At 39.4% G+C, this 14,362-nt stretch carries 16 protein-coding genes; 7 read left to right on the top strand and 9 right to left on the bottom strand.

Annotated features, from left to right (window positions below; all coding sequences use genetic code 11):
• Window positions 1–33 precede the first annotated feature (33 nt).
• The gene (locus tag ABFY81_RS01125) at window positions 34–468 is read left to right on the top strand and encodes a helix-turn-helix domain-containing protein (RefSeq protein ID WP_347912824.1); all 435 of its coding nucleotides are present in this window, start codon (window positions 34–36) and stop codon (window positions 466–468) included.
• 66 nt (window positions 469–534) lie between these two features.
• Here ABFY81_RS01125 and ABFY81_RS01120 read toward each other — a convergent pair whose 3' ends face one another.
• Genes ABFY81_RS01120 through ABFY81_RS01105 form a run of 4 tightly spaced genes read right to left on the bottom strand, consistent with a single transcriptional unit; the run spans window position 535 to window position 4,129 of the window.
• Window positions 535–1,785: an NADH:flavin oxidoreductase/NADH oxidase family protein gene (locus ABFY81_RS01120; protein ID WP_347912823.1), complete on the bottom strand. Its 1,251-nt coding sequence runs from the start codon at window positions 1,783–1,785 to the stop codon at window positions 535–537.
• Between the two features lie 8 nt (window positions 1,786–1,793).
• A complete protein-coding gene (locus ABFY81_RS01115; protein WP_347912822.1) occupies window positions 1,794–2,180 on the bottom strand; it encodes a helicase in 387 nt (128 codons plus the stop codon).
• A 47-nt stretch (window positions 2,181–2,227) separates the two neighbouring features.
• Window positions 2,228–3,091, bottom strand: a complete 864-nt coding sequence (locus tag ABFY81_RS01110; RefSeq protein ID WP_347912820.1) for an alpha/beta hydrolase — start codon at window positions 3,089–3,091, stop codon at window positions 2,228–2,230.
• A gap of 24 nt (window positions 3,092–3,115) precedes the next feature.
• Window positions 3,116–4,129: an alpha/beta hydrolase gene (locus ABFY81_RS01105; protein ID WP_347912819.1), complete on the bottom strand. Its 1,014-nt coding sequence runs from the start codon at window positions 4,127–4,129 to the stop codon at window positions 3,116–3,118.
• A 238-nt stretch (window positions 4,130–4,367) separates the two neighbouring features.
• Between ABFY81_RS01105 and ABFY81_RS01100 the strand changes: the two genes are divergently transcribed.
• Complete coding sequence (locus ABFY81_RS01100) at window positions 4,368–5,171, top strand: oxidoreductase (protein WP_347912818.1); 804 nt, start codon at window positions 4,368–4,370, stop codon at window positions 5,169–5,171.
• A 55-nt stretch (window positions 5,172–5,226) separates the two neighbouring features.
• The gene (locus ABFY81_RS01095) at window positions 5,227–6,225 is read left to right on the top strand and encodes an NADP-dependent oxidoreductase (protein ID WP_347912817.1); all 999 of its coding nucleotides are present in this window, start codon (window positions 5,227–5,229) and stop codon (window positions 6,223–6,225) included.
• Between the two features lie 108 nt (window positions 6,226–6,333).
• Here ABFY81_RS01095 and ABFY81_RS01090 read toward each other — a convergent pair whose 3' ends face one another.
• Genes ABFY81_RS01090 through ABFY81_RS01075 form a run of 4 tightly spaced genes read right to left on the bottom strand, consistent with a single transcriptional unit; the run spans window position 6,334 to window position 10,002 of the window.
• Window positions 6,334–7,560 carry an NADH:flavin oxidoreductase/NADH oxidase family protein gene (locus tag ABFY81_RS01090; protein WP_347912816.1) on the bottom strand — a complete coding sequence of 409 codons (1,227 nt, stop codon included), beginning with the start codon at window positions 7,558–7,560 and terminating at the stop codon, window positions 6,334–6,336.
• Window positions 7,561–7,584: 24 nt separating this feature from the next.
• Entirely contained in the window at window positions 7,585–8,442 is an 858-nt protein-coding gene (locus tag ABFY81_RS01085; RefSeq protein WP_347912815.1) for a metal-dependent hydrolase, read from the bottom strand.
• Between the two features lie 13 nt (window positions 8,443–8,455).
• Window positions 8,456–9,202 (bottom strand): acetoacetate decarboxylase family protein, encoded by a 747-nt coding sequence (locus ABFY81_RS01080; RefSeq protein ID WP_347912814.1) that lies wholly within the window; start codon window positions 9,200–9,202, stop codon window positions 8,456–8,458.
• Window positions 9,199–10,002, bottom strand: a complete 804-nt coding sequence (locus ABFY81_RS01075) for an SDR family oxidoreductase (RefSeq protein WP_151761213.1) — start codon at window positions 10,000–10,002, stop codon at window positions 9,199–9,201. Before ABFY81_RS01075 ends, ABFY81_RS01080 begins: the two co-directional genes overlap by 4 nt.
• Window positions 10,003–10,109: 107 nt before the next feature.
• Here ABFY81_RS01075 and ABFY81_RS01070 point away from each other — a divergent pair, with 107 nt between their 5' ends.
• The 3 genes from ABFY81_RS01070 (at window position 10,110) to ABFY81_RS01060 (ending at window position 12,967) form a co-directional block, all read left to right on the top strand.
• A complete protein-coding gene (locus ABFY81_RS01070) occupies window positions 10,110–11,156 on the top strand; it encodes an AraC family transcriptional regulator (RefSeq protein WP_347912813.1) in 1,047 nt (348 codons plus the stop codon).
• An 80-nt stretch (window positions 11,157–11,236) separates the two neighbouring features.
• Window positions 11,237–11,806 (top strand): TetR/AcrR family transcriptional regulator, encoded by a 570-nt coding sequence (locus ABFY81_RS01065; protein ID WP_191009963.1) that lies wholly within the window; start codon window positions 11,237–11,239, stop codon window positions 11,804–11,806.
• Window positions 11,807–11,947: 141 nt separating this feature from the next.
• On the top strand, window positions 11,948–12,967 hold the full coding sequence (locus ABFY81_RS01060) for an MBL fold metallo-hydrolase (RefSeq protein WP_347912812.1): 1,020 nt from the start codon (window positions 11,948–11,950) through the stop codon (window positions 12,965–12,967).
• 57 nt (window positions 12,968–13,024) lie between these two features.
• Here ABFY81_RS01060 and ABFY81_RS01055 read toward each other — a convergent pair whose 3' ends face one another.
• Entirely contained in the window at window positions 13,025–13,393 is a 369-nt protein-coding gene (locus ABFY81_RS01055; protein ID WP_347913401.1) for a hypothetical protein, read from the bottom strand.
• Window positions 13,394–13,785: 392 nt separating this feature from the next.
• Between ABFY81_RS01055 and ABFY81_RS01050 the strand changes: the two genes are divergently transcribed.
• Window positions 13,786–14,334 carry an Rrf2 family transcriptional regulator gene (locus tag ABFY81_RS01050; RefSeq protein ID WP_003651943.1) on the top strand — a complete coding sequence of 183 codons (549 nt, stop codon included), beginning with the start codon at window positions 13,786–13,788 and terminating at the stop codon, window positions 14,332–14,334.
• The last annotated feature ends 28 nt before the right edge of the window (window positions 14,335–14,362 follow it).

Raw genomic sequence — 14,362 nt, 5'->3', positions numbered from 1 at the left:
TTTAGTAGTCACCATTAAGTTGATTAATTTGATATGAGTAAAAATAGCAATCTTGAAGTCTGCCCAATCGCCAGAACACTTTCAGTTTTAGGTGATGCGTGGAGCATGTTGATATTACGAGATGCTCATGCAGGTTTTACACGTTTTGATCAGTTTCGTAAAAGCTTAGGCATTGCACCAACCATGTTAACTAAACGTTTGTCTGTTTTAGTAGAGGAAGGCTTACTCGAAAAAAGACAATATTCTGAACACCCACCACGTGAAGAGTATGTATTAACTCAAGCGGGTAAAGATTTTTTACCAGCTTTATTTGTGATTGGCGCATGGGGTCGAAAATATAAGCCCTTTGAGCAACCTGAAAAAATGGTGACTTTTATTGATGCAGAACAAGGCACAGAAATTAAGCCTATTGTGATTGACCAAATGACTGGCGCAGAAATTGGAACCCGCCCTATTAGTCAAAAATAGTAAATTTTAAATGTATAAAAGCACTCAATTGGAGTGCTTTTATTGGCCTGAAGTAAAGTAAATGGGTTATTTTGCTCGTGCGCGTTGAGTGGCATACGTTCCCCAACCACTGCGTAAAACTGATTTAATAAATGCCCATAAGCCACTTTCTTTAGGTTTCGGTTCTTTACCTTTACCAATCCGTTTGAGTTGTTGGGTATACCAAAGTACTTCCATAATACCTAGACTATCGACCTTCTTAATACCAGTTTTGATGAGTTGCACTGACTGAAGACCATTTTTTCCTGCCAGCAAATATTTCGGGACATCAGGTTCAATGGCCATAATTCTTGCAATCCCAATAACATCACATGCTTGAGACTGCAAAGCTTGATTCATACCTTCTACAGTACGAAAACCTCCTGTAACCATTAAAGGTGTTTTTACGAGTTTTCTTACTTTTTCTGCGAAATCAATAAAGAAAGCTTCGCGTGCGATTGTCGATGCTTTTTGTGGTGCTTTGGCTACGCCAGACTCATAGGTACCGCCTGATATTTCAATCAGGTCAATGCCTGCATCTGCTAAAGCTTGAATGGTTTCTAAGGAGTCTTGCTCGGTAAAACCGCCTTTTTGAAAATCTGCCGAGTTAAGCTTAATCGCAATAGGAAACTCTTTACCGACTTGTTTTCGGATCTCTGTATAAACTTCCATTAAGAAACGGCGACGTTTTTCTGGTGTACCACCCCACTCATCATTTCTTAAATTGTGCAAAGGTGACAAAAACTGGTTAATCAGATAACCATGAGCAGCGTGAATCTCAACTCCACTAAAGCCAGCCTTTTTACATATCGCAGCGCTACGCCCAAAACGCTGAATAATTTCTAAAATCTCTTCGTGTGTTGCTTCATCAGGTGTTGCAAATAAAGACTGCATTTCTGCACCAAATGGCACTGCCGATGCAGAAATGTTACGTACATTTAATCCTTTCGGTGATTGTTTTCCCGGATGATTTAACTGTGCCCACAATTGAGAACCTTGTTCGGTCACGGTTTTTGCCCATTTCTGTAAAATTGCAAAATCACGCTCATCCTCAACCACCACATTACCAGCCTCACCTAAGGCTTTGCGGTCAATCATAATGTTGCCAGTTATGATCATCCCAATCCCTGATGCCGCCCAACGCTGATATAGCCGAACATGTTTTTCGTTTGGATTATTTGAATAGCTGGCTAAAGTTTCACTGGTTGCAGCCTTCGCTAACCGGTTTGGAATGATGACACCATTCGGTAAAGTTAAAGGCTGATTCAAAAGATTCGTTTTTAATTGCAGATGAGTCATGGCTTATCTCACACAGTTAAAGAGGGTTTTGAATGGGGTTGAATAAAGTCCACTAAACTTTGAAACCACATCACATCCACAAAATTTCCAGTAATGACAAGGTCTTGTGTTTTAAGTGCAGTTAAAAAAGTGTTTACACTATCTTTCGCTGACAACACAGCAAAACCTTTGCTACCCGTTTTAAACGTAAAGGTAAAACTTGGTGACTTGGTTAGCCCTGAATAAGAGTTAATCTTGCCATTTTTTACTTCGAAATAGCGGCCTTCACCACTTGCTGTTTGAATCTGAAAGATGACATTTTTATCTTTCACATAAGCTGCACATTTCGGGTTCTTTTTTACAGAACGCTGCATGAGCTTGGTCAGCATCCACAGCAATAATTTAAATTTCATCATTTTTATCTTCTTGATTCATCAAATTGAATGGACCGAACTCATGGGCATTATTCATCTAAAAACTGGATTGCATGTTTTACGAAGCGTTCAGGGTACTGAAATTGGGCACCATGTCCTGCATCGGGATAAATAAATAGCTGAGCGTTTGGAATATTAAGTGCCATGTGATATGCATTGATGGTTGGAATCATCACATCATCGACACCATTTAAAATGAAAGTAGGTTGTTTAATCTCACGTAAATGTGCAAAAGGATCTTGTTCATCAAGTTTAGGTAAAAAATGCATATTGGCTTCTATCTGTGCCTGCATGACTTCAAGTGAACTTGCTGGATCTTGGTTTTTACGCTCATGGCGACGTTGCCAAAATTCATGACCCGCCTGAATAGCAGCTTCAGATCGGCCAAAAAATAAAAAGAAGAAGTCTTCTTCAGATGGCACAGCAGTTGTTGCATGTTTCAATACCAATGCAGCTACTTCTGGGTCATCACCGCGTGGTTTACCCCCTCTTGGCCCTGTACCTAAAAGCATCAATTTTCTGACGAGTTCAGGATGGCGGCGTACTAAATCTTGTGCCTGAAACCCGCCCAGTGAAAAGCCTAATAGGTCAACCTGCTTTAAGCCTAGTGCACGAATAACTGCTGCCGCGTCGTCTGCCATATCTTCAATGCGAGTACGGGGCTGGCCAGTAGATGAAGCAATGCCGCGACCGTTAAATAAAATGACTTCACGTCCTTGCGCTAAACCATCAGTAATCAGTGGATCCCAATTGTCTAAACCGCCTCGGAAATGCTGAAGAAAAAATAGCGGTGGTTGCTCTGTATTTGCATTACCCCATCGACGATAGGCAAAATTTGCTCCATCTACTTCAATGAATTGGGTCTCGGCTGTTTGGTGTGTAATTGTTGTCATGGTCATAGTCCTAAATTTAAGTTCTTATTTCGCTAAGAATGTAAGTGACTGTTTTACAAAATCTTCATTAAACTGAAATATTCCCCCATGACCTGCATCTGGATAGATTACAAGTGAGCTATTCGGTAAACGCTTTGCTAAATCATAAGTATTTACTGTTGGCACCATTCGGTCATGATCACCGTTGGCAACAAGAACAGGTTGTTGAATCACAGAAAGGTCAGCAGGTTTTTTACTTCCCCATTTTTTTAATGCTTTAAGCTGGGCACGATAGGCAGAAATAGTGATTTCTTTATCACGGTTTTCAGTACGTTCATTAATACGTTGAATAAAGGCTTTTGCAGAAGCTTTACCATTTTCTGTACGAGTGAAGAAAAGATAAACCTTAGGGTCTTGACCAGTCACCATTCCACGAACTAAATCCCAATTAGAAACTCGCCCGACTGTACTAATTCCAGTACCGCCCGCAGGGCCAGTTCCCGATAAAATCATTTTTCGAACTAAATTTGGCTGCTTCAAAACAATCTCTTGTGAAATCATGCCGCCCATCGAGAAGCCGAATAAATCAACCTGTTTAAACCCTTTTGCTTGAATGAAAGTAATCGCATCATCTGCCATTTGTTCAATTGACTTTGCTGGTTCACCAGTCGAAGCACCAACGCCGCGATTATCAAACACCACAACATGATGTTTAGCCGCAATTCCATCAATAATTCGTGGGTCCCAGTTATCTAGTACAGCAGCTAAATGGTTTAAGAAAATGACAGGTGTTCCACCGTTTTGTTGACCATATTCTCGGTAAGCGAAGTTAACGCCACCTGCACTAATAAATTGAGTTGGTACATTCTTCCAATTTGTATCTTGCTCGGCGTATTGCCCTGCTTGCGGATTGCTAACAGCACTTGATGACACTTTATTTGCCTGAATTGATGGTTCATTAAAAGAAACCGATGGCACAACTTCTGCCTGAGTTAAGGGAGCGCTAAAAACAGATAATGCCGTCAAACTCATAGCAACTGTATTTAATAAAAATTTCATTTCTCTGATCCTCAAATTTAATTCATTGATCTGATTTATCTGTTTTTTATGAGTGATCTTTCAAAGGGAGAAAAGATAAAAAACAGAGTTAATATCGATTTAGTACTAACTATACATGGACAAAAATGTATTGTCACTATCTTTTTAGTAGTAACTATTTTATTTTTAGATTATGATTAAAAAATCAAGTCGAAATTCATTCGTGAATTGACTACAAAATTTAAGTGAGGAACATGATATGGCTGGTAAAGTAGTTCTCATTACAGGTGCATCATCGGGTATTGGTTTGGCAACAGCAGAGCTTTTACATGAAGCAGGATTTACGGTTTATGGCACAAGCCGACGAGCAAAAGATTCATCAAATCATAAGTTTTATCTTATTGAGTTAGATGTAAATCAAGATAATTCAGTTGCCCAAGCCGTTGAGAAAGTCATCTCAAGCGAAGGAAAAATTGATGTCTTAATTAATAATGCTGGGTTTGCAATAGCACCTGCTGGCGCCGAAGAAAGTTCAATGCAGCAAGCACAGGCTATTTTTGATACCAACTTTTTCGGTGCCGTTCGAATGACTCGCGCAGTTATTCCGCACATGCGCCAGAAAAACTCAGGCCTTATTTTAAATATCAGTTCAATTCTTGGACTTGTACCTATGCCTTTTGCCGCGCTTTACTCTGCGTCTAAACATGCACTTGAAGGTTATTCTGAATCTTTAGACCACGAGTTAAGATCACAAGGCATTCGTGTGTCTTTGATTGAACCTGCTTATACCAATACGTCTTTGGGATTAAACTTACTCGAAGCAGACAATAAAATTTCTTTTTACGATCAAACGCGTGAAAAGCTACATAAACAAATGATTAATTCAATTAATAAGTCAGATGACCCGAGTGTGGTTGCCAATACAATTTTAGCGGTCATTCAAAGTCAACATGTTGTGTCACGCTACACAGCAGGAAAAACTGCAAAAAGCTTAAAAGCGTTAAGACGATTTGTACCTGCAAAGATCTTTGACAAATTAATTCACCGCAGCTTGAAAGTTTAGAACAAACCCAAGCCTATAAAACTTTAAAAATAATTTCGAGAAATAGAGGTTTCAAATGAAAGCAGCCTACATTAGCCGTTATGGCAACATTGATCACGTACAGTTCGATGAACAGCCCAAACCTTCTCTAACCGAAGATGCCGTGCTTGTTAAAGTTCATGCAGCCAGCATTAACCCTCTAGACTTAAGAGTTTTAGAGGGTGAATTTAAAGCAATTCTCCCAGTGAAGTTTCCTTTTATATTAGGCAATGATTTTGCAGGTACAGTCGTAGAAGTTGGATCGAAGGTTACCCAGTTTAAAGTTGGAGATGAAGTCTATGCCAAGACAGATTTAAACGGCGCTTTTGCTGAATATACTGTGGTTCAACAGTCTTCACTTGCACTGAAACCGCAAAATATTTCAATGGAACAGGCGGCAGCCCTACCATTAGTTGCCTTAACTTCATGGCAAGCACTAGTTGAAATTGCAAAAGTTAAAGCTGGTCAAAAAGTACTTATTCATGCAGGTTCAGGTGGTGTAGGTTCAATTGCAATTCAACTTGCCAAATCACTTGGCGCTACGGTTGCGACCACAACTAGTGCCAAAAACAGTGGTTGGGTGAAAGAGCTAGGTGCTGACATCATCATTGACTATAAAACAATGGACTTTGAGCAAGAACTTAAAGACTATGACGTGGTTTTAGATACACAAGGCGGAAAAACTTTAGAAAAATCACTCAATGTACTTAAACGCGGTGGACGTCTTATCAGTATTTCAGGACCTCCCGATCACGCTTTTGCAGAGGCAATTAATCCGAACTGGTTCCTAAAATGTGTTATTCCGATGTTAAGCTGGTCAATTCGACATAAAGCAAAAAAACGCGGCATTACTTATACATTTTTATTTATGCAGCCAAATGGTCACCAGCTCTCAAAAATTACTGAACTGGTAGAAGCTGGAAAAATTAAACCCGTAGTTGACCAAACCTATGACTTTATTCAAATTAAAGAAGCGCTCCAATATGTAAATACTGGACGAGCAAAAGGGAAAGTTGTTTTACAATTTGATGAATAAGGTACATAGCTCAAATATTATCTAGATTACGCAAGGGTTCGAAAATTATATAGCCGCTCAAATGGCGGCTATAGACCATGAATAAGATGAATTAAAAGCTCTTATTCATTATTTCTGAGTCAGAATGTTACATCCCATACGCGGACCAAAGGCAACAAAGGTTTTAAGTAATCCCTTAATCGCTTTAGGTTGTTGCCCACTGCTAATACGGCGAAATTGCGAAGCATGCCAAGCGAGTTGCAAATAGGCATCTACAGGTTTATAGCCAATTGAAGGTACATGAGCGGGTTCTATTATCGATTTCCCAGACAAGAGTTGTTTCGCCACATCTGGTTGTGTTGCAAATGGACGAGCCATTCCTACAAGGTCAACTACTCCATCCGCCACAATCTGATTCATAAAACTCGCTTTGCGTAACCCACCAGTTAACATGAGTGGTAATTTACTTTGCTGTCTTAGACTTTCTGCATAATTTATAAAATAAGCATCGCGCTCTACCTGTCGTTCTGGCGTATATCCAAGCTGTGCTGGAGACTCATAATTTCCACCCGAAATTTCGAGTAAATCGATTCCCTCTTTTTCGAGTGCTAAAGCAATATCTATCGACTCTTCAGAGCTTAATCCACCTTTTTGAAAATCGGCAGAGTTGAGTTTTACGCTTAATATTTTGTTTTTTCCTATTGCAGCTCGTACAGCCTGAACTGTTTCAATGAGCATACGGCGTCGGTTTTCAGGACTACCGCCCCACTGATCTGTCCGAACATTAGCCAAAGGTGATAAAAATTGTGAGAGTAAATAGCCATGTGCTGCATGCACTTGTACTCCATCAAAACCAGCTTCAATAGCAAGTCGAGCGGTTTGAGCAAATCGATTAATCTGTTCATATATTTCCGCTTCGGTCATCGCACGTGGAATGCGAATAATATTCATGGCAGGTAGATCAAGCCCAACTGCTGAAGGCGCTATTGGCTTTTTCAAAAGTGGTAAAACTGCAACACGGCCGGGATGGTTAATTTGCATAATAATTTTGCTGCCATTGGCCTGAGCAGCCTGAGCCCATAACTTATTTGCTTGCAGAAATTCTGCTGACTCTAAAACCACATTTCGTGGTTCCACAAAAGCACGGTGGTCAATCATCACGTTGCCGGTAATTAATAACCCTGCTCCACCTCTGGCCCAAGCTGCATACAACTGTTGTAAGTCAGTGGTCGGTGAACCATGCCGATCAGCAAGTTGTTCACTCATGGCAGATTTGGCAATTCGGTTTGGAATGGTAATGCCACGGGCTAAAGTTAAAGGGCTAACTAATGTGGGCTTTGTATTAGGTTTTGTCATTTTCTTTCTTCCTAAATTTAAAAATCATTCATTAAGATATAGGTCTTTTAATTTCATCATTTGTTCACGGTTATCATGTTGCCAAGGGTGGAAATCTTTAGAATAAAAATCTAAGTAACTGCGGCTAATTTTTCGAATCACACCTTGACTGCCAAGCAAATATTTCAAACCCACATATAGATTTTTAAAATCTCTATTTTTGCCCGAAGCCTTTAAAAGCTCTTTTGTTCCTCTGGTGGTAATTATGAGAAAAGAAAGCGTGGTTTCTAACATCACCAACCGTAAGAAATAAGGTCTATTCACTAAAGATTGATAGACATCAAATGCCACAGCTTTATGCTCTGTTTCTTCAATGGCATGCCAAGCCCAAATTTTTCGCAAATGAACATCAAACAACTCTAAGTCTTCGGGCGCGATACTAATAAAATAGTCCGCTAAAATGGCTGTTAAATGCTCCATACATACCGTGCAAGCCAACTGATGCTCTAAAGAAAACTTAAGTTGCAACATACGGTTCATCTTTTTAAAACGCTTATAAATACGTTCAACTGGATAACCTTTTTTAAGCATGACAGCATTAAGCGCATCGTGCTCTTTGCCGTGATGAGCTTCTTGACCAATAAAAGATCGGACTTGTTTAAGCAAAATAGGATCGCTAATTTTGTCCTGATAATTACGCACACTATAAATAAACTGCCGTTCACCATCTGGGAAAGCACTCGACAAGGCAGTAAATAACATGGTCAGCAAGGGATTATTTTTGAACCAAAACTCTGGTATTTCATCTGGAAAAGACAAATCTAATTGGCGCACTGTAATGTCAATTGATGCAGAAATTTTAGAAAAATCTTGAGCTGGCTTTGACTGAAAGAATGCATTCATATTTATTCTCCAGTTATAAAACGCGTGGATTAAACTGGCGTAATAAAAATAATGGCGTGCGTAAACGAGGTATTTGAATCGGTGGAATTAATCCTCCCGACAAATCAACGCGATGTAATCTGGCCTCAATAACTTCGCCTAACCCCATATCATGTAAAGGGTCGTTTGCTGTACCTGTAAAACGTAGGTTCATTTCAACCTGACGCACTTCAACGGGATGCTCTTTTGGGGTAAATCGGACTTCACGTGGTAAACCAATTCCTAATCCACCCGTAATATTCCGATGTGGTAATCCTAAAATTGGAGGTGCATCATGAATGACTTCACCCAGCTTGGCTTCCATTTCAATGAGTGTTGTACCTCGGCGTGAAGCTTTGCTTAAAATGCGTTTGCCATCATTTTCCCAGCTAATTTCCCCCATCTTTTTAGGGTAGCCAAGTAATTCACGGCCAATAATCATGGCGCGGTCATCGTCCAAGATCATCCAAGGACAAAAGATTCCAGTTTTATTACCAACTTTAATATGAATAAATAGACCCGCTTCATGGTAAGCGCCTGTATAGACATTTTCAGGGAAATACGCACAAAACAGATCGGCTCTGGCAGGTTTAACCAGTGTCATTCCAGACGGTAACCAACGTGCCATCGCTTTTTCACCGACTTCAACGACAGCTGTTAAATAGTGGGCATTGTGATAAAGCTTATTGCCAATATTGGCTAAACCCACAGGCACACGTAAGTCATTAATCAACTGTTTCATGGGCTTAATCTCGAAAATACTTGTTTAAGGATGGGCAGTAAAATAATGCGTGGTGTGTAACGCCCTCCAAAAGTTTGCGCCTGTGCTACGAAACCCGGAATCACAATTCGACAATTACGCTCCATTCCTTGAATGGCTTCTTTGGCGACGCGTTCTGCGGTTACCCAAACAAGATCGCCACCAACGCCATCAATTTTTGTAATGCCTGCAACTTCATTAAAACCAGTTTTTGTTGGCCCCGGAGCCAGTAGCGTACAGCTAACCCCTGTCCCTTTAAGTTCGCTATGTAATGACTCGGCAAAAGAATTGGCAAATGCCTTGGTTGCTGCATAAGTTGCGTTGGCTGGAGTTGGCTGATGACCAGAAGTTGACCCTACAATGAGTATTGCGCCAGCTTTTCTTTTAATCATTTGTGGCAACACAGCTAAAGTCAGGTCATGAATTGCCACCGAATTAACTTCAACTTCTTCGCGCTCTCGGTCTGCATCTAAGTCTTGTAGGCAACCAAAAGTTGCAAATCCAGCGTTATTACAAAGAACAGCTACTTCAATATTTTCTAAATAATCACGAAATTTAGCTCGCGCCGCGCGATCACCCAAATCACATGGATATAAATCTACGGATATTTGATATTCGGCTTTTAATTTTTCAGCAAGTGCCTCTAATTTTTCTACACGGCGAGCCACTAAAACTAAAGAATAGCCTCGTACAGCAAACTGTTTTGCTAGCTGTTCACCAATGCCTGATGAAGCGCCAGTAATCACAACTCGAGAGGAAGCTTGTGGAATAGGTAAGCTCATAATTGATGCTCAAAATACAGTAAATTGATTATTCCGAACTTTTAACTTGAGCGTGAGATGTGGATCAGACATACTGATAATCATTTTCGGCCAAAACAAAAAGTAATATGAAAGATCCGTATGGGCTTTCCAAAGCCAGCATTCCTATTTCTTATGCGCATTTATTATTAGAAATCATGGTCGACAAAGGATTTTCAGCCCTTGAAATTTTGAAGAAAAGTAAAATTTCATTAAACCTTTTAGATCAACTAGATGCGCGAATTACCCCTGTGCAGTGGTCTAAGCTAGCGTGGGAAAGCTTGTTATTGTCGAAAGATTCTGGCTTGGGATATGAATATGGACTAAAACTGCGTTTAACTGCTCATGGCCCGATGGGATACGCCCTTATGAGTAGTTCAAACCTTCGTCAAGCCATTGAGGTTTCAACGCAATTCTTTAATATGCGATTAAAAGATTATCGTATTGCTTTGCTTGAAAATAATGAGTTTTCTATTATTGAAATAAATGAAACTCACCCTATTGTCAGCAATCAGCCCGCGCAAGTGGAAAAGCTTAGACGATTTTTTTATGAATGTTTGATGATTGGGGTGATTCAAGCTGGTCAGTTTTTGATAGAGCATGACTTTACTGAAATTGAGTTATGGGTGGATTGGCCAGAACCTACCTATCACAAAGCCTATCAGCATTTATTGCCACCTATTCGATTTAACCAAGCAACTAATCAAATTCGATATAAAAAACAGCTTCTAGATTTACCCATTAAAATGGCAGATCCGATTGCCTTTAAACAAGCTCTGGCGCAGTGTGAAGCTGAACAAATCCGTTTTTCCGAGCAAATTAAAGATATATGCCTGACCGTAAAGGCCGAACTAAACTTAAAACCGCAGGTGGGTTATCCCTCATTTGATGAAATTGCGACTCGCTTAAACATGTCTAGCCGAACATTGCGGCGCCATTTGAACCAAGTAGGTTCTTCATATTTGCAACTGCTTGAAGAAGCTCAACAAAAAGAAGCTGAAAACTTATTACTTAATAGTGATATGGATATACAAGAAATTGCGCTTTATCTGGGCTATATACAACCTACAAATTTCACACGAGCTTTTAAGAAATGGACAGGTCAAACACCCATTACTTTTAGAACGAATCAATAATGTGGATCTAACAAAATATATCTTGCTGTCTTACTATTTTTATGTATGATTGAGTAATCACTCAATTAATGTGTTTGTATATGGCTCGTCCACGCAGTGAAGATAAACGTAATGCAATTTTAAGTGCTGCTATTGAAACATTAGCAGAGCTTGGCGAGCGTGCGTCTACCTCAAAAATCGCTAAAGTTGCTGGCGTGGCAGAAGGTACTTTATTTACCTATTTTAGTAATAAAGAAGAATTGCTGAATCAGTTATATCTTTCGCTCAAGGCTGAGCTACGTCAGGTCATGATGCTTAGTTACCCAACTAACGCTGACCTACAAACACAAATGTCGCATATCTGGCAAAGCTATTTGGACTGGAGTTTAGAAGCTCCCCTTAAGCGTAAAGTAATGGCACAGCTTTCGACCTCGGAACAAATTACCGAGCAAAGCAAACAAATTGGCATGCAAACCTTTTGTGATCTCACCCAAAACATTCAAGAACGTATTAACGATGGCAAATTAAGAGATTATCCACCGTTATTTATTGCTTCAATTTTAGGTGCGCTTGCCGAAGTTACACTTAATTTTATTGCTCAAGACCCTTCTCAAACCGAGCGTTATCGTAAATCTGGTTTTGAAGCGTTTTGGCATGCAGTTTCAATTTAGATAAAAGTTAAGGATGCACGAGCGTCCTTATTTTTAAACCAATTAATGAGTGAGCAAATACTCATTTAAATAAATCAAAATAAGTACTTAGCCCAAGTTCTTATTTGTACATATAGGTTTGTTCCAATAAGGAAAAACAAGATGACTATTTCAAACACAACAGACTTGCCTTCTCCCTTAATGCCATCTCAACAGCACAATGGCAAATTTAGAAATACGCGTCCGAACCAACACAAGCCTTCTTTTGGTAAAACAATTCAGCTTATGTGGAAGTTTCTATTTAACAAACCAAAAGACACAGTACCTAACAAAGAAATTCCTGTTTTAAGTTTGTCGAAAGAACAGCTTTTAAGTGCGCCTGACCGCTCTCTATTTCGTTTGGGCCACTCAACCATTTTGTTAAAACTGCAAAATGAGTTTTGGTTAACCGACCCTGTTTTCTCGGATCGTGCTTCACCTTTTCAGTGGATTGGTCCAAAACGTTTCCACCAACCACCGATTAGCATTGCCGAATTACCACCCATTAAAGGTGTGATTTTGTCGCATAACCACTACGATCACCTCGACTACCATGCGGTTATGCAACTTAACGATAAAGTTGAGCATTTCTTAACACCGCTTGGTGTGGGTGACACGCTCATTAAATGGGGAATTCCAGCAGAAAAAGTTCAACAACTTGACTGGTGGGATACTACCAATGTGGATGGACTAAAATTGGTGGCTACCCCTGCTCATCATTTTTCAGGCCGTGGTATGGGTGATAGCAATGCGACGCTTTGGGCTTCGTGGGTGATTATTGATAATGACTTACGTGTATTTTTTAGCGGTGACACGGGATATTTTGATGGGTTTAAAGAGATTGGACATCGTTATGGTCCGTTTGATTTGACCATGTTAGAAACAGGTGCTTATGACCCTGAATGGCCGGATGTTCACATGCAACCAGAGCAAACTTTACAAGCACATATCGATTTAAAAGGTCGTCATTTGTTGCCTGTACACAACGGTACTTTTGATTTGGCGCTTCATGCTTGGGATGATCCGTTTGAACGTATTGTCGGTTTGGCTCATGAAAATAATTTAGCCATTAGCACACCGCAAATGGGTGAACTCTTGAATCTTAATGAACCAAATGTCGAAAATTATTGGTGGCGTTCGTAAGTTTGAAGAAATTATTTGGAGAGTAAAAGAATGCTTTTGCTCTCCGATTTTTAAATTTTAACTTGTCTTATGTGCCTTCCAAGGAAACTTAATTGTGCACAAAACAAAAACCAGAAATAAAAATTGAGAAATATACATATAATTCAGCAAGTCTCGGCCCACTCTTAATGTAATCCAAGTGTTGTGAATGACATCACTAAATATAATGAGAAAAGTTAGAATTAGGCCGATACGAGGTCTATAAAATAGAAAAATTGCTGCAAGTGGATCAATAAAGGTTAAAGATGTCCAATAAATACAGGTAAATAGTGGTGCATTGTTATAGTCCCAAAACAAACCGTGCATTAGAACTGTTTGTAAATGATTGAACCCTGCACCGATAAGACAAAGTGCATAAATACATCTAATAATAAATTCAGTTTTCAAAACAACTCTCTTATTCATTCATCATGCTATGTAAAAAATATTTTTATTCAGATAAAGCTATTCAATATTTTAATTGAAACAATCTACATAAATATAATTTAAAAGACTCTATAAATAAATGATAAATGTCTAACCCCTTTCCTCTATCTTACTTACAAGTTCTGAACTACCTCATTAAACATCTATTAGATATTTTTACACTCAATAGAACTAAATAAATTATTAAAGATTTATTATTTAATAAAATTTAAATTATTCAACTAGATAAATTCATAATTAACACTTTCACAGCGTTTACCTAAAACTAGGACCAACTTTGTCTTAGTTTTATTATTGACTTAAAACACAGACTACATTAGTCTGTGTTTGTAATTGATCAATTATGAAATTAAATGGCTTATATCACTAGTAGCGTCGAGTATGCGATTCACTGTCTTCTTTTTCTTGTGAACAATGAAGATAAACCTTTGAGTAGTAAGGATCTTGCTGAATTACAAGGAGTCTCTCCAAGTTTTATGGCAAAGATCTTTCCTAAACTTGAAAAGGCAGGTCTCGTTATTGCTCAAGAAGGTGTTCGTGGTGGGTATTTACTCGCTCGATCCGCTCATGAAATTAGTTTTTTAGATATCGTGAATGCAATCGAGGGTGAAAAACCGCTTTTTGAGTGCCAAGAAGTTCGTGGTAAATGCGCGGTCTTTAATCATGCTCCACCAGATTGGGCAACCAGCGGTGTGTGTGCAGTGCATGCAGTCATGCTACAGGCTGAAAAAGCCATGCGAGACGCTTTAGGTGCCCATACACTTGGTGATATTGCTGACCGTTTTGGCCGTTATGCACCCGACGTATTTTTTAGTGATGTAAATGGCTGGATCAATGAACGCATCGAAGGAAGAACAGCAAAAATGCGGAAAAACAAAATCTCACGGGATACACCAGACTAAATGAGCTTATAGGGCTTCATGCCCTAAT

Source organism: Acinetobacter sp. WA-87, assembly GCF_039938935.1.
Classification (GTDB): Bacteria; Pseudomonadota; Gammaproteobacteria; order Pseudomonadales; family Moraxellaceae; genus Acinetobacter; species Acinetobacter seifertii.
Note: the sequence above shows the minus strand (reverse complement) of the source record. Positions and strands in the feature narration are given on the sequence as shown.